Raw genomic sequence first — 24,802 nt, 5'->3', positions numbered from 1 at the left:
CGGGTATGAGCGACTCCCCTGGGAGGCCGAGATGACGTGGAAGGCCGACACGACGTGGAAGGCCGACATGACCGCTACTCCCTTCGCCGCGCTCCACCACGCCGACGCGCCCCTTCTCCTGCCCAACGCCTGGGACCACGCCTCGGCCGCGCTCCTCGCCGCTCAGGGCTTCGCGGCGATCGGCACGACGAGCCTCGGTGTCGCCGCGGCGGCCGGACTGCCGGACGGGGCCGCGGCGACCCGGGATCCGACCGTGCGGCTCGCGCGGCAACTCGGGGGCGCCCCTTACCTGCTGTCCGTGGATGCCGAGGACGGATACAGCCAAGACCCGGCCGAAGTAGCCGAGTTGGCGAGCGAACTGGCCGCCGCCGGGGCGGTGGGCATCAACCTGGAGGACGGACTCGGCCCCCCAGACCGGCACGCGGCGAAGATCGCGGCGGTCAAGGCAGCCGTGCCGGACCTCTTCGTCAACGCCCGCACCGACACCCACTGGCTCGGCGACGGCGCGGACGAGCGGGAGACCGTCCGCCGTCTCGACGCCTACCAACAGGCGGGCGCCGACGGTGTGTTCGTCCCCGGACTGACCGACCCGGCCCGCGTCACCGCCCTGCTCAAGACCCTCGACGTACCGCTGAACATCCTCTACTCGCCCGCGGGCCCGCCCGTCTCCCACCTCGCCGACCTCGGCGTACGCAGGATCAGCCTGGGCTCGTACCTCTACCGGCGCGCACTGGGCGCGGCACTGGACGCGATGGCGGACATCCGGTCCGGCCGCCCGCCGCGGGGCACCGCGCCGACATACGCCGAGGTGCGGGAACTCAGCAATCAGGACCGCACATCCTAGGCCCGCCAAGGATGTGTGATCTGCCCGGAAGCCGCCCGACTCGTGAGCCCGCATGGTGGGGCTTAGTGTGGATGTTGTACGAGGAGGCGTTGTCATGCCCCTCACCCGAGCGGCGAAAGAGGCCGCGGGCTGGTGACGGCCAAGGGCGGGGAGGGTGCCGTCACGATCCTCGCGTCGCGTCGCACGCGACTGTCGGGGACTTGCCGACCGCCCCTTACGGAAGGGAATCCCGTGCGAACCAAGAGCAATCGAATACGCCGTGTCTGCGTTGCCGCGTGCGCGGCCCCTCTGCTGGTGCTCACCGCAGCGGCCGGCGCAGGCGCCGCGGCGACGGCCACCGTGCCCGCATCCGTGCCGCGCGCCCTGCAGACCTCGCCCGGCGAGATCCTGCAACTGGTCAACGCCGAACGCGCCAAGGTCAACTGCCCCGCCCTCCATGAGAACGCGCAGCTGACCCATGCCGCCAAGGTCTTCGCGGACGACGCAGCCAAGAACAACCTGACAAACCACACGGGCTCCGACGGCTCCACGCCACAGACGCGCATCAAGGAGGCCGGCTACAGCGCTGGGCCGTCAGCGGAGAACATGTCCTGGGGAGACACCAGCGCCAAGCAGGTCGTCGACGGCTGGATGAACAGCGCGGGCCACAAGGGCAACATCGTCAACTGCTCGTTCACGGACACCGGCGTTGCCGTCAGCGGAAAGTACTCGATACTGCTCTTCGCGGCGCCTGGTTGATCCCTCCCTCCGCCGGGCGACTCAGAGTGCCTCGGCCAGCCGGTCGGCGAAGGCGGCAGGGTGCTGGAGGACTCCGAGGTGACCGCCGGGGAACTCGACGAAGTCACCGCCGCTGAGCTCGGCGAGCAAGGCGGCGGTGCGGAAGGGGAGTTGGCCCCGGGAGTCGCTTCCGGCACCGAGCGTGAGCCGGGAGGACCGACCCTTCAGGGCGTTCAGGTCCAGGGCGTGGGAGGTGAAGGGGCGCAGGACGTGGCCGAGGAAGATGTCCATCGGCGTGTTCCACGTGCTCTGTGTGTTCTCACGCCCGTCTGGGACAGCCGACGCGGGGCGTGGACCGGGCTCCCAGCTCCGGCCCTCCAGACCGGCGCCGAGCCGGGCCGTCGCCGCCGCCACTCCCTCCGTACGGTGGATCTCGTACACCTCTGTGATCATCGTGTGCTGCCGGGCCGCGTCCGGCAGCACACCGATGCTCGGCGGCTCGTGCGCGACCACGTGCCGCAGCCGCTCCGGGTGGCGGGCCAGCAGGTCCAGGGCGACAATCCCGCCGGCGCTGCTCCCGAAGACGTAGGCGGACTCGCCGTCCGGGAGAAGGGAGTCCAGCAGCTGGTGGGCGCGGTCGCTCCACGCCTCCACCCGCTGGTCTTCGACCGGCCCGTCGAGCGGGCCGCGGGACAGCCCGAGCGGGTCGTACGTCACCACGGTGAACCGCTCGGAAAGGCGCGCGACGGCACCCTCCAGCCCCATGGGATGACCGGCCCCGCCGGGAATGATCAGCAGCAGGGGCCCGCTGCCGCACACGTCGTAGTGTCCGTCACGCATGGTCTTCTTCCTTCTGTCCGGTCTGCCGCTCGCTCCGTGGCCAGTGCTCCAGGGCCGTGTGCAGGCCGTCGAGGGCCCGCTCCCACGAGGTCTGTACGTCCCTGGCGGCGTGAAAGCCGCCGATCGCCTCCAAGGCGCAGAAACCGTGGAAGGTGCTGCGCAACAGCCGTACGGCGTCGGTGAGGTCGGGCTCGGACAGGCCGTACGCGTGGAGCATGCCGTAGGTGATCTCGGCGGTACGCCGGAACGCGTCGGACGCGGCGCCGACGGCGGGGTCGACCGGGGTGTGCGTGGCGGCGTAGCGGCCGGGGTGTGCGAGCGCGTATGTCCGGTAGGCGCCCGCGAAGGCGACGAGGGCGTCCTTGCCGGCCCGCCCGGCCACCGCGATCGCGATCCCGTCGATCATCTCGCCCGAGGCCAGCAGCGCGACACGCGTCCGCAGATCCCGCAGGTTCTTGACGTGCGAGTACAGGCTCGCGTCCTTCACCCCGAACCGGCGCGCCAAGGCGGACAGGGTGACGTTCTCGAACCCGACCTCATCGGCGAGATCGGCCGCGGCCTCGACGACACGGTCGGCCGTGAGCCCGGCACGGGCCATGTGGACCACCTCTGGAGCACTGGCTTGTCTGGTTTCTGCCTAGGGTTCCTAGGTAGATGCCTAGTGTACACAGGTGGAAGGGGAGTGGGAGGCTGTAGCGGGAGTGGGGAGGACGTAGTGATGCTTGAGCAGCAACTGCCCGAAGGGCTCGTCACGCCCGTACTGGTCGTGGACGCCGACGTACTGGACCGGAACATCGCCCGCATGGCCGAGACGGCGAGGACCGGCGGCTTCACGCTCCGGCCGCACGCCAAGAGCCACAAGTGCGCGGAGATCGCCGGGCGGCAGCTCAGGGCGGGTGCGCACGGGCTGTCGGTGGCGACCCTGAGCGAGGCGGAGGCGTTCGCGGCGGCGGGCGTGGACGACCTGTTCATCGCGTATCCGCTCTGGCCGGACGAGAGCAGGGCGCGGCGCCTGCGCAGGCTGGCCGACGTGGTCGCCCTGCGGGTCGGCGTCGACTCGGTGGAGGCGGCGCGGCGGCTCGGGGACGCGGTGCGCGGGAGTGACCGCCCGGTGGAGGTGCTGGTCGAGGTGGACTGCGGGACGGCACGGACCGGGGTGCCGGCCGCGGACGCGGGTCGGGTGGCCCGCGCCGCGTCGGACGCCGGTCTGAGCGTGCTCGGCGCGTTCACCTTCCCCGGGCACGGATACGGCCACGACCCCGACGCCCGGGAGCGGGCGGCCCGCGACGAGGAACGGTCCCTGTCCGAGGCGGCGGAGGTCCTACGTGAACTAGGCCTGGAGCCCCGGGTGTTGAGCGGCGGCTCGACCCCGACGGCGGGCCGCTGGCGCCCCGGCCCGGTCGACGAACTCCGCCCCGGCGTCTACGTCTTCAACGACGCCCAGCAACTGGCCATGGGCTGCTGCGGTGTCGACGACCTGGCCCTCGCGGCCGCCTCGACAGTCATCAGCGTCCCCGCCCCTGACCGCTTCGTCCTGGACGCGGGCAGCAAGGTCCTCGGCGCGGACCGCTCCGCGTGGGTCACCGGCCACGGCTACCTCCCCCAGTATCCCGAGGCCACGATCACCGCCCTCTGGGAGCACCACGCGGTGGTCCACCTCCCGGAAGGTGTCCCCGCCCCCCGCCTCGGCTCGGTCGTCGCCGTCGTCCCCAACCACGTCTGCACACCCGTGAACCTCGCGGAGGAGCTGGTGATCGCCCGCCAAGGGGTGGAACTGGACCGGTGGCGGGTGACGGCACGCGGCGCCAACACCTGATCGACCGTCATCCCGGGCGGCGCCCCCTGCCGGGCCATCTGTGGCGAGCGTGCGGTCATGGTGAGTCTCGGCGCCCAGGTGGCGGCGCTCAGCGGTCTGCTCATCGGCGTGGTCCCTCGGGGACCGCTGCCGGTGGCTACTGGGATCTGGCTCAAGTTCCGCGGGCCAAGGCCAAAACCGTTGGGAGATCCTGTGGCCACCCGCCATAGTGTCGGCCATGGCTTCTCTTGTGCACCATGTCAGCATCGACTGCGCGGACACCTACCGGCTCGGAACCTTCTGGGCCGAGGTGCTGGGTACCAAGATCAGTGACGATGACCAACCCGGTGACCCCGAGGCCCTGGTCGAGGCCGAGGGCATCTCGATCCTGTTCATCGCTGTTCCTGAGGGAAAGACGGTGAAGAACCGGATCCACTTCGACATCCAGCCCACGGACCGCACGCGGGACGAGGAGGTCGAGCGCCTGCTTGCCCTCGGCGCCACCCTGGTCGCCGACCGCCGCCGCCCCGACGGCTCCGGCTGGGCCACTCTCGCCGACATCGAGGGCAATGAGTTCTGTGTCGAGCGCAACGCCGCCGAGCGCGCCGCCCTGACGTCCTGACCTTCTGTGGCGTGCTCCTGGGAGGCGTTAGGCGTGTTCAGCGCGCGGCGAACTCCAGGAAGTCCGTCCAGGTGGTGGGGGAGAGGGTGAGCTGAGGGCCGGAGGGGTTCTTGGAGTCGCGGAGGTGGATGGTGGTGGGGCAGGTGGCGACCTCGACGCAGTCGCCTTGGCTGCCACTGCTGTACGTCGACTTGCGCCAGACGAGGGCCACTTCGACGCAGTCGCCAGAGCTGTCGCCGCTGTAGGTGCTCTTGAACCAGGCCAGTTCCGTGGTGGTCATAATGCTCCTCGCATGCGCTCCAGCAGGCTCCGGGAGTCCTCCGGGGTGAGAGCCTGTGAACGCAGTTTCGCATAGCGCATGTGGAGCACACTGATCGTTTTCCGATTGGCGATAAGCTGGCCGCTCTCCTGCCCCTCGCAGTAGCCGAGCCACTCGTTCTCCGGAGTTTCCAGCAGTTGCACAGGGCCGTTGAGACCGGCGTGGACATGGCGCGTCAGCGGCATTAACTGCACTTCTACGTTGCGCAGTTCTGCGACTGTCAGGACGTGGTCGATCAACTCGCGCGTTGCCCCCGGACCGCCAGTTCCCCGCTGCACGACGTGCTCTTCGACAATGAAGCTGAACGCCGTGTTGGGCCGCTCGGTGAGCAGTTGCTGGCGGTCCGCGCGGGCGGCGATCTGGGCCTCGATCTGGGCGTCCGTCAGGGCGGGCACCCGTTCGTTGAAGAGAGTGCGTGCGTACCCCTCTGTCTGGAGCAGTCCCGGCACGAGCCGGTTCTCGAACGTATAGAGACTGATCGCCCGCTCCTCCAGCTCCGCCCACTCGCGGAACCAGGACGCCAAACCCGGCTGCCTCGTCGCATACTTCGCCGCTGCCCGGAGCACACCGAAGCCGTCCAAGACCTCCTCCGCCCGCTCCACATACGCCCGCGGCGGCAGTCGCCTTCCCTGTTCGATCGACGCCACCGTGGACGGTTGGTACCCCACCAGGGGAGCGAACTCCTCCTGCGTCAGCCCCGCCCGCTTGCGGCAGGCCTTGTGGACCAGGCCGAACGTCTTGAGACCGTCCGACGGTTCGGGCTCGTTCGTGGTGCTGTTGGTCATGACGGGTATGGTTACGGACAGTGACTCGTACTGTCCATAGAGTCAACTCCTACAGAACGCGCCGTACGAGTGGCGTAGCTGGTCGACCCTCGTGATCCCCGGGACCGTTGAGCCATGCAAGGAGACACCCGGGCCCAAGAACCGGTCACCGTACGTACGTTCACGCAGCTGTTCAGCAGCACCCCGCGAGGGGCCCGGCTCGCGCGGCGGCTGGTCGCGAACCGGATGGACGCGTGGGGGTTCGCGTACGACGGCCGGGCGAGCGAGAGCGTGGTCCTCGTCGTCGCCGAGCTGGCCGCGAACGCCGTACGGCACGGGCACGTGCGCGGGCGCAGCTTCCGCGTACGGCTGGTGCTGCGGGACGGCGTCGTACGCGTGGAGGTGGCCGACGGGCGGACCGAGCGGCTGCCGGTGTTGCGGGAGCCGGACGGCGAGGGCGGGCGAGGGCTGGTGATCGTCGCCGCGCTGGCCGAGCGGTGGGGTGTGGAGCAAGGGACCGGGCCGGCCTACAAGGTCGTGTGGGCGGAGCTACTGGTGGGCCTGGGTGCGCAGTTGAGGTGCGAGTAGTGAGTCGACTCGCCCCCATCGCCCGCCGAACACGCGCCCGCCGTCCCCCGTTCACGTTCCGCACCGAATCTCCTCGTGGCGAACGCTCGCACGCGCGGTGCACAACTCAGGAGGCAACGATGGGGCACGGGCATCACCACCACGGTCACAGTCACGATCACAGCCACGGCCACGAGGGCGAGAAGCTGCCCGCCGCCTTCGACACCTCCGTACCCGACGAGGCCCTGACCCCCGAGCAGCAGTCGCGCCGTTCGATGCTGCGCCGCGCGGGACTGCTCGGCGCGGGACTCGCCGCCGGTGGCGTTCTCGCGCAGGGGGCTGCCGCCCCGGCGTACGCCTCCAGCTCGACGAACGGTCGCAGACGGAACGGGTTCCTCTGGCTGTCCGGTGACCACCACATCCACACCCAGTACAGCAGCGACGGCAAGTACCGCGTCGGCGACCAGGTCCGTCAGGGCGCCCGGCACGGCCTGGACTGGATGGTCATCACCGACCACGGCAGCGAGACGCACGCCAAGATCGGTGTCGACAAGGTCAACCCGGACATCAAGGAGGCCCGGGACAAGTACGAGGACACGCTCGTCTTCCAGGGCCTGGAGTGGAACATCCCGGGCGCCGAGCACGGCACGGTCTTCGTTCACCCCGGCAGGAACGAGGTCTCGGTCCTCAAGGAGTTCGAGACCTCCTACGACGGCAGCGTGAAGAACGCGAGCGGCTCGACGCCCGCCAACGAGGCGCTCGCCGTCGCGGGTCTCAACTTCCTTGCCGAGCAGGTCCAGCGGCGTCGCGTCAAGGACATCCTGATGCTGGCCAACCACCCCGCGCGCAAGGGCATCGACTCCCCGCACGAGATCCGCGCCTGGCGCGACGCCACCCCCGCGTCCCACCAGATCGCCGTCGGCATGGAAGGCGCGCCGGGTCACCAGGGCGGCGGCATCCCGAAGGCGTACGGCATGGGCAGCGGGCGCGGTCTGTACGACAACAGCCCGAGCCTCGACTCCTTCGCCGGCTACCCGCCGGAGAGCTACCGCACCTGGGGCGGCTTCGACTGGATGACCGCCACGGTCGGCGGCCTGTGGGACAGCCTCCTCGCCGAGGGCAAGCCCTGGTGGATCACCGCCAACTCCGACTCCCACCAGGTGTACACGGACACCGCCGTACGGGGCGGCCCGGACAGCGACTTCCTCGCCAACGGCAAGCACACCGACCCGGTCTACGGCGGCAAGGTCGACCTCACCCAGGGCGACTACTGGCCCGGCCAGTACAGCCGTACCCACGTCGGTGCCGACGGCTTCTCGTACGCCGCCGTCATGGACGGCATCCGCGCCGGGCGCGTGTGGGTCGACCACGGGCAGCTCATCAGCGGCCTCGACGCGCGAGTGGCGGGCGGCAACCGCTGGGCGACCCTCGGCGGCGCGCTGCACGTCAAGAAGGGGCAGAAGGTCACACTCACGGTCGACATCGCGCTCGCCGACGGTCCCAACTGGGCCGGTTTCGTGCCGAAGCTGGCCCGTGTGGACGTCATCCAGGGCGATGTCACGGGCGCCGTCACGGACAAGGACACCTTCACCGCGCCGACCGCCAAGGTCGTCCAGTCGTACGAGGTGAACAAGTCCACGGGCGTGGTGCGTCTGTCGTACTCCCTGGGCGCGATCGACCGCCCGGTGTACGTCCGGCTGCGCGGCACCGACGGCAACCGTTCCGCCACCGGTCTGATGGGCGCGGCGATCGACCCGGCGGGCCCGGCCGTGGACGTCGTCGGCGACGCGGACCCGTGGAAGGACCTGTGGTTCTACTCCAACCCGGTGTGGGTCCTGCCGTCGTGAACCCGCGGTACGTCATCGGGGTCGACACCGAGGTGAAGACCCTGCGCGAGGCCGATCACCTGCTCCAGGCGATCGCGACCGAACTGGCCCTCCCCGAGGGCACGTTCGGTTGCACCCACCTGGTGCGCGGTGATCGGCCGCGCGTGGCGCTGTCCTTCGCCACGACGTCGCACGCGCTCCTGGAGACCGTCCGGGAACGGCTCGGCGCCCAGGGGTACGAGGTGTCACAAGGAGCCCCGGACGCGAGGGGCCGTGCGGTGCTGTACCCCGGCGCCGTGGACCTCACCGGCACGCTGACGGTCGCGGAACTGCTGTCGCACTCCGCGATCGACCGGGTCGTGGTGCTGGGTACGGCGGACGCGCCGCCGCCCGACCAGCGCCTGGTGACCCGCGATCACGTACGACCGGAGTGGCGCGAAGGGCGACTGGTCCTGGCCGCGATGCCGGCCGCGGGCGGGACACTGGTCCCGTTCGAGGTCCCGGACCCGACACCGTGCTGCGCGGACCACTGACCCGACGAGGAGGCGCAAGCGCGGGGAGATCGCGGCCTGGGCGTGAGCGACGGGGAGCGTGAAACGGAGCTGAGCCCCTCGAGGTCGATACGGCCGGGCCCGGCCCGCGCCCGTATCGGCCATTCGGCCGACCTGGACCCGCCGTTCGGCCGAGGCGGCGGACGACGCGCTCGCGGCACCGTACTGCCATGAACCTCACCGACACCGCTGCCACCATGCCCCCGGCAACCCCCGGCGCGGCGACCGGCCTTCAGGCGTCGCCTCGGATCACAGCCGTCGACGCCCTGCGGGGCTTCGCGCTCTGCGGCATTCTCCTGGTCAACATCCCGCAGATCACACGGATGCGATCCACGGACGGTGCCCAGCACCCCATGGCGGACTTCCTGGAGTCCTTCGTCCACCAGCGGTTCTTCCCGATCTTCTCGTTCCTCTTCGGGCTGAGCTTCGCGATCTTTCTGGAGGGCGCCGAAAGGAGGTCCGCACACCCCCGGTTGTTGTTGGTCCGCCGACTGGTGGCGCTCGGCCTCCTCGGCCTCGCCCACCAGCAGATCCATCCCGGTGAGGCGCTGCTGCCGTACGCGCTCGTCGGGCTGCTGATCCTGCTGCCCGCCTCATGGCTGCCGACCTGCCTCGTCCTGCCCGCGGGCCTGCTGGGGCTCATCGCCTCGGTCACCGCCGCATCGGGCGGTATCGCGAGCATTCCAGGACTGTTCCTGCTGGGTCTGGCCGTCGCGCGACTCGGCGTCGCCCGGACGCTGGACCGCCGTTCCGGTCAGCTTGCCGGTGTACTCGCCCTCGCCGTCCCGGCCGCGGCCGCCGCCGGCTGGTGGCAGCACACCTATCCGCCCGGCGGTCAGCTGGCGACCCGGATCGCGGCGGCCGCCGGCCTCCTGTTCGCCCTCTCGTACGTCATCGCCGTGCTGCTCGTGCTGCGCACCCGGCTGGGCCGACCGCTGTCGGCGGTCCTGGAGCCGCTGGGCAGGATGGCGCTGACCAACTACCTCACCGCCACACTCGTCGTGGTCGCCGCCGCCGGCCCACTCGGCCTGCGGCACTCCGCCCACTGGGGCACCGCCATGGTTCTGGCGGCGGTCGTCCTCACCGCACAGGCCGCGATCAGCCACTGGTGGCTGGCCCGGTTCCGGTACGGGCCCTTCGAGTGGGCGCTGCGCTGCGTGACGTGGTGGAGCCCGGTACCGCTCAGTCGCTGACCTGGCTGTGACCAGCACTTTCGTAACACGCGAGCGCGGCGTACGGCGCAGCGGCGCGGTCGCGGCCGTGTCCCGCCGAGTTCCGCATCGACTCTCAGATGTACGAGAAGGACTCGGACCATACCCCCTCAGGTCACGCCGGACGGACTGGAGCTCTTCTTCGTTCCGCGGCACTTCACGCTTCATCGCCGAGGGTTCCCTCGACCGCCTCTTCGGGGCTACGTCGGGAACGGGACCGACGGGCTCGGCCGAGGCGACGTCACCGGTCGAGATCCGCGTACTCCGACTCGGGCACGCCGACGTCCGAGAAGATGGCTCGTGCCTGTTGCCTCATCAGTTCGGCGGCGGCGCCGGTCTTCCGGTGGGCGCGGGCGAGTGCCATGAGGGTGCGGGCCTCGCCGAGTCGGTGGCCGGTCTCGCGGTGTACGGCGAGGGCCTCCTGGCCTAGCTCTACGGCGGTGCCGTGGGCTTCCTCGGCCTCCGCCGTCTCGCACAGGGCCGTCAGGGCCTGGCCCTCCACCACGCGGAACGAGTGGTCGCGGGCCAGGGCCAGCGCCTGTTCGGCATGGGTGCGGACCTCGTCGTACCGGCCCGTTTCCCCGTAGGTGAGGGAGAGGCACAGGAGGCTGTCCGCCTCGGCTCGTCGGAATCGTGCCTCGCGGGCCAGGGCGAGAGCCTGCTCGCCGGACTGAAGAGCCCGGTCCAGCTGTCCCAGTCGTCGGCGGGCGGCCGCGACCGTGTTGAGGATGCCGGACTGCACCCAGTGTCGTTTCGTGTCCTCGACCAGGGCGAACGCTCGCTGGGCCTGCTCCAACCCTTCGCCGTGACGGCCGAGTTCGACATTGATCTTCGCGATGGCGCCGAGCATCATCGCGTGGCCGTCGCGGTAACCCGCCCGTTTGTCGGAGGTCACTTCCGGGCCGAGGAGGTCGAGTCCCTCGGTGAGACGACCGAGTTCCCAGTACACCCCACCCAGGATCTGCAGGGCCGAGCTGGCGTCCCACCAGCTGACCTCCGCCTCGAGGTCGACGGCACGTTCGAGGTGATCGGCGGCCTCGTGCAGTCGGCCCAGATCCCGGCAGGCCATGGCGAGGCCGACCATCCCGAATCCTTCGAAGTAGCGATGCCCGGTCTCACGGAAGATGCGCAGGCCGGCGGTGAAATCGTCGTGCGCACTGTGGAGGCGCGCCATGCTCCAATGCGCGAAGCCTCTGAGGCCGAGACCCGACGCCTCGCCCGTCGCCCAGCCGAGCTCACGGCTGATGTCCAGTGCGCGTGTGGAGTGTTCCATCACCTGTCGGACATGCCCCCGGTCCCACCGCGCCGCAGCGAGGCTGGAGTGCATCGCTGCCTGGCCGAACAGGTCCCCCTCGGTCTCGGCCGCGTCCAGTGCCGTCTGCGCGGTGGTCTGCCAGGTCTTCCGTGGCAGATGGATCCAGAAGTCGCTGAACAGCGCGGAGGCCAGGTGCCAGGCGACGGGGCGGGGGCCGTGGTGGGCGGCATGGTTGATGACGGCGAGCAGATTCGCCCGTTCCGCGTCCAGCCATTGTCCGGGCGCGATGGCCGACGGCACACCCGGGTGTCTGCCGGCGCGGAGGCTGTCGGGCAGCTCCGGAAAGAGCCCGGACCCCGCGGCGGTTCGGGTGGCGTTCAGGTACCGGATGAGCAGCCGTTCGAGGGCGGCTTCACGGTCCGATGCCGTCTCCTCCACCAGCGCACACTCCTGTGCGTACTCACGAAGGAGATCGTGGAACCGATAACGCCCCGCCGTCGCGGGTTCGATCAGGTGGGCCGAGGCCAGCGCACCGATCAGGCGCCGGGCCTGCGGCAGTGGCGCATCCAGGAGCGCCGCTGCGGCCTCGGCGGTGAACTCCGCGCCCGGGAAGAGGCCGAGCAGGCGGTACAGCCGGCGTGCGCCTGGTGCCAGGACCCGGTACGACACCGAAAAGGCCGTACGCAAAGGAGAGGTGGTGCCCCCGTCCGGCACCAGCGCCGCCAGCTTGTTGCCCTCGGTCATCTCGGCGACGAGGTCGGCCGTCCGCAGGGCCGGATCGCCCGCGAGCCTGGCGGCGGCCACGCGCAGGGCCAGAGGGAGGCTGCCGCAGAGCCGGATCAGTTCGTCGACCGCGTGTTTGTCGTCGTCGGTCCGATCCGTGCCGAGGGTCCGGCGCAGCAGTGCGCGGGCCTCGTCCGGCTGGAGGAGATCCAGGGGCAGGGCGTGGGCGCCGTCGTGGGCGACGAGGTCGCCGAGCCGGTTGCGGCTGGTGACGAGGACGCAGCAGGTCGGGCCGGACGGCAGCAGGGGACGTACCTGCTCGGGCGAGGCCGCGTTGTCCAGCAGGACGAGCATGCGCCGGTCGGCCAGCAGGGTCCGGAACACGCGGCCCTGGGCCTCGTGGTGCGGGGGGATCTCCGAGGCCGCGAGCCCCAGGCTGCGCAGCAGCAGTTCAAGCGCCTCGCCGGGTTCGAGGGGCTGCCGGTCGTGGTCGAAGCCGTGCAGGTTGACATACAGCTGGCCGTCGGGGAAGCGGTCGCGGACCTGGTGTGCCCAGTGCACGGCCAGCGCGGTCTTGCCGATGCCGGCGGCCCCGCCGATGGCGGAGATGACCACGGTGTTCGCCGCCCCGTGCGCTCGCCCGGGCGCGAGCAGCGAGTGGAGTCGGTCGAGTTCGCCGGTGCGGCCGGCGAAACCCGGTGTGTCGTGCGGGAGTTCGGCGGGCACGGCGCTCTCGCGCGGTGCGGAGGGCACCGGCGGGGGCGGACGCAGGAGGAAGACGTCGTCCTGGTGCAGCACCGCTTCGTGCACCCGGCGCAGTTCCTCACCGGGATCGGCTCCGAGCTCGTCACGCAGTCGTACGCGCATGTCCTCGTAGGCTCTGAGCGCTTCCGCCTGACGTCCGCAGCCGTACAGGGCCCGCATGCGCAGGGCCGTCAGCGGCTCGTCGTAGCGGTCGGACGCGGACGACAGCCCGCCGAAGTTGTCGAGTGTTTCCCCGAACCGGCCCAGTACGAGAAGGCACTTGAGCCACTCCAGTCGCAGTGTCCGCCACCGTTCCTCCCAACGCTGCCGCTCCTCCTGCGCGAAGGGGCCCGGCAGGTTGGCCAGAGGCTCGCCCCGGAACAACGCGACGGCCGCGGACAACTGGTCGGCCGCGGTCGCAGGCTCGCCCGACGCGACGGTACGCAGTGCCTCGTCACCCCGCGCCTCCAGATCCGCCGTGTCGAGCCGTACCCCGTCGATGACGAACCGGTACCAGCCCTTGCCACTGCGGATCACCGACTTCGCGGGCGGGGTGCCCTCCGGATCGAGCACCCTGCGCAGCGAGTTGACGTGAGTGGGCAGCACCTTGTGGCCGCCCGCGGGAGGCTCCTCGCCCCACACCGCGTCGAGCAGCCGCTCACGGCTCACCACGGCCCCTTGGCGCAGCAGCAGCGCGGCCAGCACGGCCTGCCGCTTGACCGGCCCCAGCTCCAGCGGCGTGTCGCCCCGCCATGCCCGTAACGGCCCGAGTACCTCGAACCGAAGCAGCTGAGGAGATCCGTCGTCCACTCCGTAGCCCCCGCTTCCCACGTCGTCCACGTCATCGAAAATTCATCGGCATTGCAGCACGCCCGGCGACTCTGAGGGACACGACATCGCACAACCCGCACAACCAAGAGGGGCCCGAGTGAGCGAAGCGGAAGGGGAGGCGGTACGCGGGCGGCTTGTCGGCGGCGACGGTGCGCCGGGTGCGGGTATCGGTGGAGAGCACGTGCAGGTGCACAGGGATCTTGTTGGGAACGCCGCGCTGCGGAAAGGTCTTGATGGCCAGTGGTCGACGGTCGGGTCTCCCGCGGTTGTCTCGGAGAGGCTCTTCTCGGTGACCATGCCTGAACGCAGGAGGAGACGGCGGATGCACGTGACGGTGGCCGGCTGGTCCGGGGAATGGCCGGTGCGCAGTCTGCTGGGGAGGCTGCCTCCCCCGGCGCGGCGGGAACTGCTCGGCCTCGGGACCGAGGTTCGCTTCGATGCGGATGCCGTGCTGCTGCGGCAGGGGATGAACGACCGGCACGTACTGCTGCTGTTGTCCGGACTCACGAAGGTCACGGCGGTCGTGGAGAACGGTGAGACCTCGCTCCTCGCCGTCAGGGCCGCCGGCGACACGGTGGGCGAGATGGCCGCCATGGACGGGTCCGCCCCGCGCTCGGCGACGGTCACCGCGTGCGGTCCGCTGACCGCCCGAGTGCTGCCGGACGGCGCGCTGAGGGAACTGCTGCTGCGCCGTCCCGAGGTCTCCATGGCCCTGACCGCGGTTGTCGCCGACCGGCTGCGCTGGGCCAACCGCAGGCGGCTGGACTTTCGGGGGTATCCGGCGAAAGTGCGTCTGGTCCGGGTACTGGTGGAGCTCGCCGCGTCCTACGGAACTCCCCGGTCCGACAGGGTGGTGATCGACATCCGGCTGACGCAGCCGGAGCTTGCCACGCTGATCGGCGCCGCGGAGACGACGATCCAAAAGGTCCTGCGCGAACTGCGAGAAGAGGACCTGGTGGAGACGGGCTACCGTGCCACCCTCATCAGGGACCTGCCCCGGTTCAGGCGGCTCGCGGACCTGGTGGACGAATGACCGCGGCCGAACGGACGTCAGCCCAGTACCGGCTGCAGGGCCACGCTCAGCCCCGCGCTCACGCCCATGACGGCCGTGCACGCCACCGCCCTCGCCAGCCAGCGGTACTTGAGAACGGCGACGTGGGCGAGGAACCGCACGGTGTGCGACAACTCCCGGCGATCCGCCGGCTCGTCCGCGGGCACGCCTTCGGCGGGCAGGATGTCGGGGCCCGACTCCAGGTGGACGAAGCTGTAGCGGTTGGCGGTCCGATCCCGCAGCAGCCTCGGACTCAGCACCGCTGCCAGACTCACCGCCCCACCGATCAGTCCGCAGACGAACAGGGCCAACAGCGTCCCTGCGAACACTCCGGCCGCGCCTCCCTGTTCGCAGACGCGCACGATCCCACGACTCCACGCCCCTGCCGTGCCGGCCAGCCCGGCCTGCACCGCCGCCAGGATGCCGGCCTTGGCGTCCGCGTGCTGGTGGGTCGTCTGCAGCGCGGTGAACATGTACTGCGCGGGGCGGCTGTCGGCGTCCTGTCCCGTTGGCGCCATGGAGATCTCCTCTGATCGGCGGCGGCGTGCTCAGTCCAGTAAGCGGGCGATCGCCGCGACCGCACCAGCTACTTCTACGGGTTCCCGGGCCGCAGTACACGGTCCTTCTCCCCGCCGCACGGCGAGTCCCAGCGGATCCCGGCATTCCGTGAAACCACGCGGAACCCCGTGGAAATACAGGGTCCCCACCGGGGCCCGGATGTACGACTTCAATGGCCGGCGCCCGCAAGGGGGGAGCGGGCGCCGGGCTGTTGTGGAGCAACCCCGCCGGTTTGCGGTGGGGTTGGGTGAAGCGCCGGTATTCCCCCCGAAGTGCGTGTACCGAGAGGTGTCATGGCGAGAAACGGTAAGGACGAGCCGGGCGATGCGGGAGCCTTCGAGCGCAGACTGCTGCTGGCCGTCGATGCGAAGGGATACGGCGGCGCCGACACGTTGACGCAGCGCCAGTTCCAGGAGGCGATCAAGCGGTCGCTGGACGAGGCGGCCGACGCGGCCAAGTTGAAGCGTGCGAAATGGAAGACCCAGGTAGGCGGTGACTCGTTGTTCGCGGTCCTGCCCAAGAAGGCCTCGGAGCCGGCCCTGGTCGACGACTTCATGCGGAGTCTGGAGGCGAGTCTGCGGGCCTTCAACAGCGGGCGGGCGCCGGCGACACGGCTCAGGCTCAGGGCGGCCGTCCACTTCGGTGAGACCTCGCCGGGAGCCAACGGCTTCGTCGGCAGTGCGCCGGTCGAGATCGGTCGCATCCGGGACTGCGCGGCCCTGCGCGCTGCCCTCGATCAGATGCCGGGCGCCTGTCTGGCCGTCGGCCTGTCGGCGACCGTCTTCCACGACGTCGTCAAGAGGAACGCGTACACCACCCTCGGCGAGCACGAGTTCCAGGAGGTGCCCGTCAAGGAGAAGGAGTACCGGGGGGCGGCCTGGATCTGGCTGCCCGGTGCCGATGTACGGCAGTTGGACCTGCGGTCCGCTGTTGCCGAGGACGAGCGGCGCGAGGCGGACGTGGTGCGAGGCCATGCGGACGTGGGCGATGTGAAGGATGCGTACGTGGCCGGAGTGCGCACGGACCGGCCCGCGGGCGCCTTCGAGGGCACCGTCAAGGCCGGCCAAGTGGGGCCCGGCGCAGTAGTGGTCGGGGTGGAACAGACAACCACCGGGGACAAGAGGTGAGCGCCGGACGGACCCGGGCGCGCCGCGCCTTCGAGGACGTGGTCCGGGCACGCACGGGGGCGGACTTCGTCGAGCGCGCCTGGCTGTACGACGAGGTCGAGCGGGCCCTGAAGTCGGAGGAGGACCAGTACGTCCTGGTGACGGGCGAGCCGGGAGCGGGCAAGACCAGCCTGCTCGCCGGTATCGCGCGCGCCCATCCCGACCGGCTCCGCTACTTCTTCAGACGGGACAGCCGGACCGCGGTCACCGGCGGGGACACCGAGTCGTTTCTGCTGAGCATCGGACATCAGCTCGCACGGGTGCGCCCGGAGCTCTTCGAACTGGAACGCCTCTCGGTCGTCGTCCAGCAGCACATCGACTCCGTACAGGCCGAGGGCCGGGTCATTGGGATCAGGATCGACGACCTGAAGGTCTCACCCTTCCACCGCACCGCCACCCTGGAGGTCCAACAGCGCCTCGGCAACGTGGAGGGCGAGGTCATCGGCGTCGACATCGGCACGGCGCACCTGGAGCCCCGTCTTCTCGACCCCGACAACCTGGCGCACCTGGCGCTGATCGGGCCCGCGCAGGTGTTGGCCGAGCAGGACCCCGAGGCCAGGATCGTCATCCTGCTCGACGCGCTGGACGAGATAGCCGACGACCACACGGCGGAGCCGAGGAAAGGGCTGCTGCACTGGTTGACCCGTTCCCCCGAACTGCCCGCCAACGTCAAAGTGATCATGACCTCCCGGCCGCACGCCGGGATCCGGTTGTTCCGGTCGGCCCGGGAGGAACGGCTCACCGATGTGGTCATCGACGCCGGCTCACCGCAGGTTGTGGGCGACCTCCACACCTACGCGAACCTTGTCCTGGAGCGGCCGGCCGTTCTCGCCGCCGAGCGCGCCAGGGGCAACCTCCCGGGCAGCACGAAGCGGCAGGCTGTCCAGCGGTCCGCCGGAAACTTCCTCTATCTGGCCACCTACACGCGGGCGTTGATCGACGCCACCGAGGAACGCGACGACGAACTCGTCGGCAAGCTGCTCGCCTTCAACGGCGTACCGGGCCGGCTGCCGGGACTGTACGGCTTCTTCGTGGAGTTGGTCCGCGAGGAACTCATGACCAGGCCGAGGGCAGGCACCGGTGAGCCGGCCGACGACTGGGCAGGGGCGGGCCTGCCGATCGTCGGCGTACTGACCGTGGCGAGAGAGGCACTGACGGAGGAGCAGCTCATGGCTCTGTCCGGCACCCCTGTCCGAGACGCGTCCGCGCGAAAGGTCCTCGCGAGCCTGCGCTGGCTCCTGGACCGCCGAAGCGACCGGATCGCCTTCTTCCACACCTCCATCAACGAGTTCCTCGCCGGAGAGGAAGCCCGTGAGAAGCACCCGGAGTGCTGGGTCGACGAGACCAGATGGCACGAACAGATCGCCCGCCATTACCGAGGCACTGCGCCCAACTGGGCGGACGTGGACTGGTCCCTGGTGGACCGTTACGGCCTCACCTACCTCGCCGCCCACATCCTGAAGTCCGGCGCGAGTGTCTTCGCCGAGGCTGCCGACCTGGTCTGCGCCGGTCTGCGGCGCGCCGTCAGAACCGAGTTCAAGGCTGAGCGCCGATTTCTCGAACTTGTCGACAGCATCGCCCATCACATGGCCGACACCGCACCCGTGGCCACCGGTCTGCCCGCGATGACGTACCTCGGCGTCGTACGCCACCAGGCCGCGCAGTCCAGCGGTGCGCTGCCGCCGCGGGTGATCGGGCTGCTCGCCCGGACGGGCCGTGTCAAGGACGCGCTGGAACACGCGAACGGGATCAGTCCGTCGCTGTGGCAGTTCATGGCCTTCGTGGAGATCCTGCGGCACGCGCGTCCCGGCCCCGGCACACCCTCGGCCGACGACCTGCTCGACATGCTCGTCGAGTCCGCGTTGTCGGTTCCGAGCCAGGGCGTCGGCCGCAACAGCGACATCGATGCGTGGAGAGCGATCGAGGTGGCCGCACGGCAGCTGGCGCCTCGCGACCTCGAACGCGCCCTGCGACTGTGGCGGCACGGACAGGAGACGGCGCCGCGATCGAAGGGCCCGGAGCGGGAACCGGACGCTGTGTACCGCGCCGCGGCGGTCGCCGCCGCCGAGCAGGAGGTGGACCGGGCCCGGGCACTCATCGGCGGCATCAGCGGTGAGCGCTGGGCGGACTACCTGGAGCTGGCCGAGCGTGCGGACTCCGCAAGGGCCGTCGAGCTGCTGTGGGAGGCCGAGGCGGCCCTGGAGAGCGTGGGCCCGGCAGTCCGTCTCCTTGGCCTTGCGAGGTTGGCCGCCGCATGGGCGGCGTACGCCCCGGATACCAGCCGGGCCGTCCTCGCCGAGGTGCGCGCCCAGGTCTTCGTGGTCGGGGACGAGAAGGAGCTCGGCCCCCAACTGGCCCAAGCGGCAAGGGTGTTGGCGGATGTCGACCGGACCACGGCCCGTTTCCTGCTCGCCCGCCTGGACACGGTCGTGGTCAATGGCATCACGGAGCGCGCCGTCCTTGACGGTGCGGGGCTCTGGACCCGTTGGGGGATGCCCGAGCGCGCACGGACTCTCCTCGACCGGTACCAGGCAAAGGCCCTCAATACCTGGACGAGGCTCGACGCCATGAAAGCCCTCGGGGAGTCGGACCGAGCGGAGGAAGTGCGGCTCGTCGAACGCGCCCACGCCGCCGTTCCCGGGCCGTCCGCCGATCCTCGGGCGAACGGATTCCGCAGCATGCGGCGCGACGACGACCTGATCGGCGTCGTACGGCGTATGGCCGCGTACGACCTGGCCAGAGCGGCACAGATGGCCAGGGGTATCCAGCAGACCGGGTGGAGCGATGACTGGAGCGACGACTGGAGTGACGACTTGTCATGGAGTCGTGGCGCCGGGGGCTCGACCGGGCCTGCGGCCTCGGCCGTGCATGGCCGCGACCGGTATTCGGTTCTCGCCTGCGTGGCCCAACTCCACCTCGCCCGGGGTGAGGAGACCCAGGCCGCCGTGATCCTGGACGAGGCGCTGCGCAGCGTGGAGAACCCCGCCCCGCTCAGAGGCGGCGACGGTGCCGGCGAGAGCCTCGCGAGTGACACTCACGAGTCGAGCGAGCCTCCCGCCAGAAACCAGGCGGAAGAGGTGAACGTCTTCGGCGTCGCGGCCTGGATGAACGTCGACCAGCACTGGTCCACCCGTGCGCGGAACCACTTCTTTCGCACCCCGGCCGACGTGGTCCGCGCCGTCGAACTGGGGGCGCACAGCAGCACGGCCGCAGTCGTACGCCGGTTCGCGGGACGGCTTGCGCACCGGGACCTTCCCCGCGCGGGGGCCCTCATCGGCTCGATCGCCGATCCCGCCGAGCGTGCCATCGGTTTCGCCGAACTGCACCGCGCCGCCCATGGCCCCGACAGCAGCGATTCACATCATGGCAGCGACGCGGACGCCTTCTCGAAGGAAATCGATCGCGCACTAGGGGAACTGCCGCGTTACCGATGGACCATCGGCGTCGCCGAGATGCGAGCGACGGTGGGGGAGAACTACGCGTTGGCGTACGTCCGTGCCGACTACCGTGTCCGCTTCGAGCTGGCCGTGCATGCCCTGGGCTGCCGGATGGAGGACATGCGAGGACTTGAAGGGCTGGCTTACCTCGAGCACGCCTATGGGCAATCTCTTCTCGCATGGGGGTCCGTGGTGTACGCCAACGACTTGATCGCGGGCAAGCGCCCTCATCCCGACTTCACAAAATTCCATCTGCTGAACCTCAGCCCCGTGCAGGACCTGACGAAGACCGACGCGCCGACCAGGAGCGCACTGGCCGCAGCCGCTTACCAGGAACACCGGATCGCCCGCGAGGTGCCCGGCTACCGCGCCAAGCCGCGGCACATACGTTTCGAGGACCCGGTCTACGACGCTGCCGTGGACCTCGTGACCCCGGAGCCCGGAGCACCTCTCAGCTCCGCGTTCACACGGAAGGTACGCAAGATGCTCGACGACGGTCCGCTCCCCGCAGCCGCCGACCTGCTCGTCTTCGCCGTGGAGGTCAGGCCGGAACACGAGCGCGAACTCCGTGAACTGGGAGAAGAGGTCGTCGCGACGGCCTGGGACGGATCCGCGATCGGGGTGGACGCACTGGCCGCCCTGGCAGCCTCGCCGCTCCTCGGTGACCTGGTGGACCCCGTCGCCCTCCTGCACGAGGCCGGCCGCTGCACACTCCACTGGCCGGGCGAAAGCTGGATCCCGGCCGATGCGGTGGCCCGTCTGTTTCCCGTCCTGCTGGAGCGCGCGCCGGCGGTCGCGCTGCGCAAGTTCTACGAAGTCGCTTCGACGAATTGGTCCTTCGCCATGTCACTGCTGGAACACGCGCCGGACGCCGTGATCGAGGCACTGGGCACCGACGCGGCGGCCACGCTCGGCTCGGCGGTCGCCCGTGGTCTCGCCTGTACCTCTCCCACGGGTACGGCGCCCGACGTGGTGGACGGTGTCCGGCTGGCGCCACTCGTCGCCACCGCCGTCGCCCGTGCGGGCCGTCCGGACGGGCAGGGTGCGGCATGACACATCCCGTCGACCCCGCGGTGCGGAAGGCGCACACGGACGTCCTGAACCTGTTCCGCAAAAGTACCGCCGGAGAGTCGGCCGCGGTGTGCCGGACGGCCCGGGACCGGCTCGCGGCCTTGCCGCACCTCGACCCGGACGATCCGAGCGCCTGGGCCTCGTACGAACTGATCACGGCGGACGTACAGACGCTGCTCGGCTATCTGCGCGAGGCCGGTGTGCCGAGCAGCGAACCGGAGCGGTTCCGCTCTCTGGTGATCAGCGTCCTGCGGTATCTCTACGTGGCCGACCAGGCCGCTCCCGGTGCTCTCCTGGCGGAGCTCGTCCACAGGGACTGGCGGACGTGGATCGGGGAGTCGCACGACCACACACTGGAGGCTGCCGGACGGCTGGCCGCCTGCCTGCACGCACTCGACGACTCGGAAAAGGCCCGGCCGGTGTTCGAGAGGATTCTTCGGCTGCGGTCGAAGAAGCACGGCAACGACCATCCCGACACCCTCCTCGCAGCCTGCAACATGGGCGCGTGTCTCAACCAACTCCAGGATTTCGGCGCCGCGTTCCGGCTGAACACCGGCACCGTGCTGCGATGTGAGCGCCGGCTCGGCAAGGACGACCGGACGACGATCCTGGCCACGCAGAACCTCGCGGGAAGCCTCTTCGGGCTCGGGGAGCTGGAGAGGGCGCTGACGCTGTACCAGGAGATCCACCGGCGCTACGGACGCGTGTCGGGAGACGACTCCCTGACGACGCTCGACGCGCAGGCGGGCATCGCCATCACCCTGCACAAGCTCGGCGACTACGAGGCGGCACGCGCCATCAACGCCGGCCTGCTGCCGAGAATCGAGGCAGTGGCCGGAAAGGACTACTCGGGTACCAAGCACACGCGCACGCGTCTGGAGATGAACCTCCGTGCGCTCGGGCGGGACAAGGAAGCCGATGAAGTGCACGGCGGGATCCCGAATTTCCTGCCGCCCCCTTGAGGCGCCCCGGGACGCGCACGGATCGGGCACGGATCGGGCACGGCGGGGGCTACTTGTGTTTCCCGTTGCCCTTGCCGCCGCTCGCCTGGCCGTTTCCGGCCGCGTTGTTCGCTCCGCCCTTGCCGTTGCCGGTGGACCTGCCCGGCGCGGCCGTCGCCCGCGCCAGCTGCTCGGAGCAGTACGCGGCGACGTTGTCCTGACCGCCGGCGGCCGTGACGAGTTGCTGCCAGGCCGTCGCCTCGAGCGCTTTGCCGCGGTCCTTGATGTGCTCGTAGGCGCGGCAGTGGGCTTCGGTGTTCTTGGCGGTTGCCGGGCCGTCCGTCGGTCCGTGGCCGCCGGAGGGTGCCGACGAGCCCTTACCGCCGGGCTGGTCCGGGGCGACCGCCGACGGGTGCGCGGCCCCTCGCCCGGCACCGGCACCGTCACCGTCCGTGGACGACCCGACGGAACCGATGGCCGCGACCGCGACTCCACCCAGCGTGAGGCTGGCGAACACCACGCCGAACGTCATCTTCACAGGACGCCTGGCACGCCGCTCCGAGGGCAGCCGCCAGTCGTCCCGGCGCCGGGTACGCGCCCGGTGCGCGCCTGAGCCGTGGGTGGCCCGGAAGCCGGCCAGGGCCCGCTGCTCGGCCTCGGGGTCGAGATGACCTTCGCGTAGGGCGGCGCCCAGCATCGTTTCCAGCGTGGTGGCGTCACGCACCTCCCGCGGGCCGGACGCGGCGCTGCCGGGGTGCACACGTCGACGGCCCGGTGCTCCGTCGCCGCTCAGCCGTTCACCCATGTCCGCTTCCGTTCCTGTTCGACCGGTTTGATTCGTTCGGCGTACCGGGCGTGATGCCTGTCCGTCGGTCACTGTTGCTGTTGCCGTTCATTTCGACTTCCCCAGCGTTCGGGAAGCCTCATCCGTCACACCCTCCTCCGCTTCGCCGGCGGCGCCCAGCTGGCGGGCGAGGCGTTTCAGGCCACGGTGGGCGGCAGTGCGCACCGCTCCGGGGCGCTTGCCGAGGACGCGAGCGGTGGCGGGACCGTCCAGGCCGACGACGACCCTCAGGAGCACGGCCTCGGCCTGGTCCCGCGGCAGCCCGCGGACCAGTTCCAGCGCCCGCTCGGTGGACAGGGACTCCAGAGCCTCTTCAAAGGTGCTGTGCCGGCTGGGCAGGTCCAGTACGTCCTGTTCGGTCCCTCCTGGCCGGGGCCGTACGCGCTGGCGGCGCAGATGGTCCAGCGCCCGGTGCCGGGCGATGGTCGAGGTCCAGCCGCGGAACCCGGCCCCGTCCCCCTTGAAACGGCCGAGGTCGCGGGCTATCTCCAGCCAGGCGTCGGAGGCCACGTCCTCCGCGTCGTCGCCGACCAGGCCGCGCAGATAGCCGAGCAGCCCCGGCTGCACGATCCGGTAGGCGACCGCGAAAGCGGCCTCGTCGCCGTCCTGGGCCCGCGCGACTGCCGCGCCCAATTCCCCGTCGTACGCCTGTACGCGCCGGGCTTGTCGTACCTGGCCCAAGACTGTCCTCGTTCGTACCGGGTTCATGGCGAGTGCTTGCCGTCCGTCGTGCTCCGGTCGCATCGACGGCCCCATGGTGACCAGCGTGCGATCTCACAGAAGTGTCACAACGCCCGGGCGCCCCTTCACCGCGCGACGGTCGAGGTGCCTTCCCTGGCACGGGATCCGTCGGGCCACGTAATGCTTCGGCGTCCCCGTGCGCTCCCTCTGGCATGAGTACCTACCTCCGTCTGCGAGCGGTGCCGCCTCCCGCACTGCGCAACAGCACGACCTGGCTTGAACGACTGTTCGATGACGACTCGGAGACCGTCCGGCACCGGGTCGGCCGGCACCGTGAAGGGGCGCTGGGCAAGCGTTATCTGGACCAGGAGCGCATCTATGCCGGCGCTCCCGCGCATCCTGCCGAGGGTCGGCCCCAGGGCCAGGTCGTGCTCGGTGGCCGACGGGTGTTCCGCAGTGACCGGCACAAGCCGCCGTTCCTGGTGCTGACGGCGGCCCAGGCCCGCCGGGTGGCCGATTTTTTGGCGATGGCCGACTTCGACGCGCTGTGGGATTTCGCCCGCGACGAACTGCTGCCGCGCTACGGCGGCGTGACCGCGGAGTCCGAGACATGGTGCGCGTTCGCGGCGGCGCACCAGGAGCTGAGGGCGTTCTACGCACAGACGGCCGAGTGCGGGGACGCTGTGGTGAAGCGGCTGCCGGCCTGAGGCGCGCGGAAGGGCGAGAAGGTCCGCTACCGGCTCGCCCGGGCGGCGAGCGAGCCGCTGGCTCTGGCATGACCACGTGAGTCCGAGGAGCCGGTGTGCCCGTGCGCCTTCGTGAACCGTAGGGCCGGGTGCCGCGTCGTTCTGGTGCGGGGCCCGTGCGGGGGCCCGTGCGGGTGGTGCGGCTGCAAGCGCGGCTGCGTCGGTACGGCGTTCACGCCGAGGGGGTGGTGGCGGACCAGGAGCAGGCGCCGTCGGACGATTTCCTGACGCCCGTGATCGAGTTCACCGACCGGCAGGACCGACCCGTCAGGTTCCGGCCCGCGGCGACGGGGACGGGGCTGGGGCTGGACCTCGGAGCCCATGTGCCGGTCGTCCATCTGCCCGAACAGCGGGAAAGCGCAAGGGTGTTCACGCGGAAGCACCGCCGATCCCGGATCGTCGGCCTGTTCACCGGCGGCGTGCTGTTCCTCGGTGCCGCGGTGCTGGCCACGCCCGGTCTTGTGCGCACCCGAACGCCGGTACTGGTCGAGGAGTTCCCCGCCACCGGCGATGGCTCTGCCGATCAACGCGAATCGACGGTGGTACTGCTGGTCCTATCCGGGCCTCTGGTGGCGGTCGGTTCCGGAAGAGGAAGATCGCTGCGGGGAGGCGATCCGCCGAAGGCCGCCGCCCCTGGCCGCCTGGGTTCGGAGTCCTGCACAGGCACGGCGTTCCGCCCGGCCGGCAGGCCACCCGTC

The 24,802-nt window shown here is 70.5% G+C and carries 22 protein-coding genes; 13 read left to right on the top strand and 9 right to left on the bottom strand.

Annotation, left to right across the window (positions count from 1 at the left end; all coding sequences use genetic code 11):
- Window positions 1–67: 67 nt before the first annotated feature.
- Window positions 68–844 (top strand): isocitrate lyase/PEP mutase family protein, encoded by a 777-nt coding sequence (locus tag ACZ69M_RS35885; RefSeq protein WP_470056678.1) that lies wholly within the window; start codon window positions 68–70, stop codon window positions 842–844.
- A 294-nt stretch (window positions 845–1,138) separates the two neighbouring features.
- A complete protein-coding gene (locus tag ACZ69M_RS35880; RefSeq protein WP_470056601.1) occupies window positions 1,139–1,582 on the top strand; it encodes a CAP domain-containing protein in 444 nt (147 codons plus the stop codon).
- A 21-nt stretch (window positions 1,583–1,603) separates the two neighbouring features.
- Here ACZ69M_RS35880 and ACZ69M_RS35875 read toward each other — a convergent pair whose 3' ends face one another.
- Both ACZ69M_RS35875 and ACZ69M_RS35870 read right to left on the bottom strand, forming a co-directional pair.
- Complete coding sequence (locus ACZ69M_RS35875; RefSeq protein WP_470056599.1) at window positions 1,604–2,401, bottom strand: alpha/beta fold hydrolase; 798 nt, start codon at window positions 2,399–2,401, stop codon at window positions 1,604–1,606.
- Window positions 2,394–2,999 (bottom strand): TetR/AcrR family transcriptional regulator, encoded by a 606-nt coding sequence (locus tag ACZ69M_RS35870; protein WP_470056597.1) that lies wholly within the window; start codon window positions 2,997–2,999, stop codon window positions 2,394–2,396. Before ACZ69M_RS35870 ends, ACZ69M_RS35875 begins: the two co-directional genes overlap by 8 nt.
- Window positions 3,000–3,119: 120 nt before the next feature.
- Here ACZ69M_RS35870 and ACZ69M_RS35865 point away from each other — a divergent pair, with 120 nt between their 5' ends.
- On the top strand, window positions 3,120–4,217 hold the full coding sequence (locus tag ACZ69M_RS35865) for an alanine racemase (protein ID WP_470056595.1): 1,098 nt from the start codon (window positions 3,120–3,122) through the stop codon (window positions 4,215–4,217).
- A 217-nt stretch (window positions 4,218–4,434) separates the two neighbouring features.
- Window positions 4,435–4,818: a VOC family protein gene (locus tag ACZ69M_RS35860; RefSeq protein WP_470056593.1), complete on the top strand. Its 384-nt coding sequence runs from the start codon at window positions 4,435–4,437 to the stop codon at window positions 4,816–4,818.
- A gap of 37 nt (window positions 4,819–4,855) precedes the next feature.
- Here ACZ69M_RS35860 and ACZ69M_RS35855 read toward each other — a convergent pair whose 3' ends face one another.
- Complete coding sequence (locus ACZ69M_RS35855) at window positions 4,856–5,098, bottom strand: DUF397 domain-containing protein (RefSeq protein WP_470056591.1); 243 nt, start codon at window positions 5,096–5,098, stop codon at window positions 4,856–4,858.
- Window positions 5,095–5,922, bottom strand: coding sequence for a helix-turn-helix domain-containing protein (locus ACZ69M_RS35850; RefSeq protein ID WP_470056589.1), 828 nt, complete (start codon window positions 5,920–5,922; stop codon window positions 5,095–5,097). The genes ACZ69M_RS35855 and ACZ69M_RS35850 overlap by 4 nt, the downstream gene beginning before the upstream one ends.
- A 114-nt stretch (window positions 5,923–6,036) precedes the next feature.
- Between ACZ69M_RS35850 and ACZ69M_RS35845 the strand changes: the two genes are divergently transcribed.
- The 4 genes from ACZ69M_RS35845 to ACZ69M_RS35830 all read left to right on the top strand — a co-directional run bounded on the left by ACZ69M_RS35845 (window position 6,037) and on the right by ACZ69M_RS35830 (window position 10,038).
- A complete protein-coding gene (locus tag ACZ69M_RS35845; RefSeq protein WP_470056587.1) occupies window positions 6,037–6,489 on the top strand; it encodes an ATP-binding protein in 453 nt (150 codons plus the stop codon).
- Window positions 6,490–6,608: 119 nt separating this feature from the next.
- Window positions 6,609–8,315: a PHP domain-containing protein gene (locus ACZ69M_RS35840; protein ID WP_470056586.1), complete on the top strand. Its 1,707-nt coding sequence runs from the start codon at window positions 6,609–6,611 to the stop codon at window positions 8,313–8,315.
- Window positions 8,312–8,827 (top strand): hypothetical protein, encoded by a 516-nt coding sequence (locus ACZ69M_RS35835; RefSeq protein WP_470056584.1) that lies wholly within the window; start codon window positions 8,312–8,314, stop codon window positions 8,825–8,827. Before ACZ69M_RS35840 ends, ACZ69M_RS35835 begins: the two co-directional genes overlap by 4 nt.
- A gap of 188 nt (window positions 8,828–9,015) precedes the next feature.
- On the top strand, window positions 9,016–10,038 hold the full coding sequence (locus tag ACZ69M_RS35830; protein ID WP_470056582.1) for a DUF418 domain-containing protein: 1,023 nt from the start codon (window positions 9,016–9,018) through the stop codon (window positions 10,036–10,038).
- A 259-nt stretch (window positions 10,039–10,297) separates the two neighbouring features.
- Here ACZ69M_RS35830 and ACZ69M_RS35825 read toward each other — a convergent pair whose 3' ends face one another.
- The gene (locus ACZ69M_RS35825; protein ID WP_470056580.1) at window positions 10,298–13,618 is read right to left on the bottom strand and encodes an AfsR/SARP family transcriptional regulator; all 3,321 of its coding nucleotides are present in this window, start codon (window positions 13,616–13,618) and stop codon (window positions 10,298–10,300) included.
- 313 nt (window positions 13,619–13,931) lie between these two features.
- On the opposite strand from ACZ69M_RS35825, the gene ACZ69M_RS35820 reads away from it, so the two are divergent.
- A complete protein-coding gene (locus ACZ69M_RS35820) occupies window positions 13,932–14,642 on the top strand; it encodes a Crp/Fnr family transcriptional regulator (protein WP_470056578.1) in 711 nt (236 codons plus the stop codon).
- Between the two features lie 17 nt (window positions 14,643–14,659).
- Here the strand turns inward: ACZ69M_RS35820 and ACZ69M_RS35815 are convergent, their stop codons facing one another.
- Window positions 14,660–15,178, bottom strand: a complete 519-nt coding sequence (locus ACZ69M_RS35815; RefSeq protein ID WP_470056576.1) for a Pycsar system effector family protein — start codon at window positions 15,176–15,178, stop codon at window positions 14,660–14,662.
- Window positions 15,179–15,511: 333 nt separating this feature from the next.
- Between ACZ69M_RS35815 and ACZ69M_RS35810 the strand changes: the two genes are divergently transcribed.
- From ACZ69M_RS35810 to ACZ69M_RS35800, 3 genes are read left to right on the top strand one after another with little or no spacing between them, the layout of a single operon-like run.
- On the top strand, window positions 15,512–16,345 hold the full coding sequence (locus ACZ69M_RS35810) for a hypothetical protein (protein ID WP_470056575.1): 834 nt from the start codon (window positions 15,512–15,514) through the stop codon (window positions 16,343–16,345).
- Window positions 16,342–20,874 carry a hypothetical protein gene (locus ACZ69M_RS35805; RefSeq protein ID WP_470056573.1) on the top strand — a complete coding sequence of 1,511 codons (4,533 nt, stop codon included), beginning with the start codon at window positions 16,342–16,344 and terminating at the stop codon, window positions 20,872–20,874. Before ACZ69M_RS35810 ends, ACZ69M_RS35805 begins: the two co-directional genes overlap by 4 nt.
- Window positions 20,871–21,854 carry a tetratricopeptide repeat protein gene (locus ACZ69M_RS35800; RefSeq protein ID WP_470056571.1) on the top strand — a complete coding sequence of 328 codons (984 nt, stop codon included), beginning with the start codon at window positions 20,871–20,873 and terminating at the stop codon, window positions 21,852–21,854. Before ACZ69M_RS35805 ends, ACZ69M_RS35800 begins: the two co-directional genes overlap by 4 nt.
- A gap of 49 nt (window positions 21,855–21,903) precedes the next feature.
- Here the strand turns inward: ACZ69M_RS35800 and ACZ69M_RS35795 are convergent, their stop codons facing one another.
- Window positions 21,904–22,638: a hypothetical protein gene (locus ACZ69M_RS35795; RefSeq protein WP_470056569.1), complete on the bottom strand. Its 735-nt coding sequence runs from the start codon at window positions 22,636–22,638 to the stop codon at window positions 21,904–21,906.
- Window positions 22,639–22,725: 87 nt separating this feature from the next.
- A complete protein-coding gene (locus tag ACZ69M_RS35790; protein ID WP_470056567.1) occupies window positions 22,726–23,385 on the bottom strand; it encodes an RNA polymerase sigma factor in 660 nt (219 codons plus the stop codon).
- 185 nt (window positions 23,386–23,570) lie between these two features.
- Between ACZ69M_RS35790 and ACZ69M_RS35785 the strand changes: the two genes are divergently transcribed.
- A complete protein-coding gene (locus tag ACZ69M_RS35785; protein WP_470056565.1) occupies window positions 23,571–24,065 on the top strand; it encodes a DUF1877 family protein in 495 nt (164 codons plus the stop codon).
- Window positions 24,066–24,091: 26 nt separating this feature from the next.
- On the opposite strand, the gene ACZ69M_RS35780 is transcribed toward ACZ69M_RS35785, so the two are convergent.
- On the bottom strand, window positions 24,092–24,631 hold the full coding sequence (locus tag ACZ69M_RS35780) for a hypothetical protein (RefSeq protein WP_470056563.1): 540 nt from the start codon (window positions 24,629–24,631) through the stop codon (window positions 24,092–24,094).
- Window positions 24,632–24,802: the final 171 nt, after the last annotated feature.

This window comes from Streptomyces sp. NPDC107454 (assembly GCF_055582885.1).
The sequence above is the reverse complement of the archived record's forward strand: the minus strand, read 5'-3'. Positions and strand labels throughout refer to the sequence as shown.

Coding starts and splice junctions, on each gene's coding strand:
- ACZ69M_RS35820 (WP_470056578.1), top strand. CDS start 13,932: ATGCACGTGACGGTGGCCGGCTGGTCCGGGGAATGGCCGGTGCGCAGT.
- ACZ69M_RS35795 (WP_470056569.1), bottom strand. CDS start 22,638: ATGGGTGAACGGCTGAGCGGCGACGGAGCACCGGGCCGTCGACGTGTG.
- ACZ69M_RS35870 (WP_470056597.1), bottom strand. CDS start 2,999: ATGGCCCGTGCCGGGCTCACGGCCGACCGTGTCGTCGAGGCCGCGGCC.
- ACZ69M_RS35850 (WP_470056589.1), bottom strand. CDS start 5,922: ATGACCAACAGCACCACGAACGAGCCCGAACCGTCGGACGGTCTCAAG.
- ACZ69M_RS35860 (WP_470056593.1), top strand. CDS start 4,435: ATGGCTTCTCTTGTGCACCATGTCAGCATCGACTGCGCGGACACCTAC.
- ACZ69M_RS35885 (WP_470056678.1), top strand. CDS start 68: ATGACCGCTACTCCCTTCGCCGCGCTCCACCACGCCGACGCGCCCCTT.
- ACZ69M_RS35785 (WP_470056565.1), top strand. CDS start 23,571: ATGAGTACCTACCTCCGTCTGCGAGCGGTGCCGCCTCCCGCACTGCGC.
- ACZ69M_RS35810 (WP_470056575.1), top strand. CDS start 15,512: ATGGCGAGAAACGGTAAGGACGAGCCGGGCGATGCGGGAGCCTTCGAG.
- ACZ69M_RS35790 (WP_470056567.1), bottom strand. CDS start 23,385: ATGAACCCGGTACGAACGAGGACAGTCTTGGGCCAGGTACGACAAGCC.
- ACZ69M_RS35845 (WP_470056587.1), top strand. CDS start 6,037: ATGCAAGGAGACACCCGGGCCCAAGAACCGGTCACCGTACGTACGTTC.
- ACZ69M_RS35830 (WP_470056582.1), top strand. CDS start 9,016: ATGAACCTCACCGACACCGCTGCCACCATGCCCCCGGCAACCCCCGGC.
- ACZ69M_RS35840 (WP_470056586.1), top strand. CDS start 6,609: ATGGGGCACGGGCATCACCACCACGGTCACAGTCACGATCACAGCCAC.
- ACZ69M_RS35875 (WP_470056599.1), bottom strand. CDS start 2,401: ATGCGTGACGGACACTACGACGTGTGCGGCAGCGGGCCCCTGCTGCTG.
- ACZ69M_RS35800 (WP_470056571.1), top strand. CDS start 20,871: ATGACACATCCCGTCGACCCCGCGGTGCGGAAGGCGCACACGGACGTC.
- ACZ69M_RS35815 (WP_470056576.1), bottom strand. CDS start 15,178: ATGGCGCCAACGGGACAGGACGCCGACAGCCGCCCCGCGCAGTACATG.
- ACZ69M_RS35865 (WP_470056595.1), top strand. CDS start 3,120: ATGCTTGAGCAGCAACTGCCCGAAGGGCTCGTCACGCCCGTACTGGTC.
- ACZ69M_RS35855 (WP_470056591.1), bottom strand. CDS start 5,098: ATGACCACCACGGAACTGGCCTGGTTCAAGAGCACCTACAGCGGCGAC.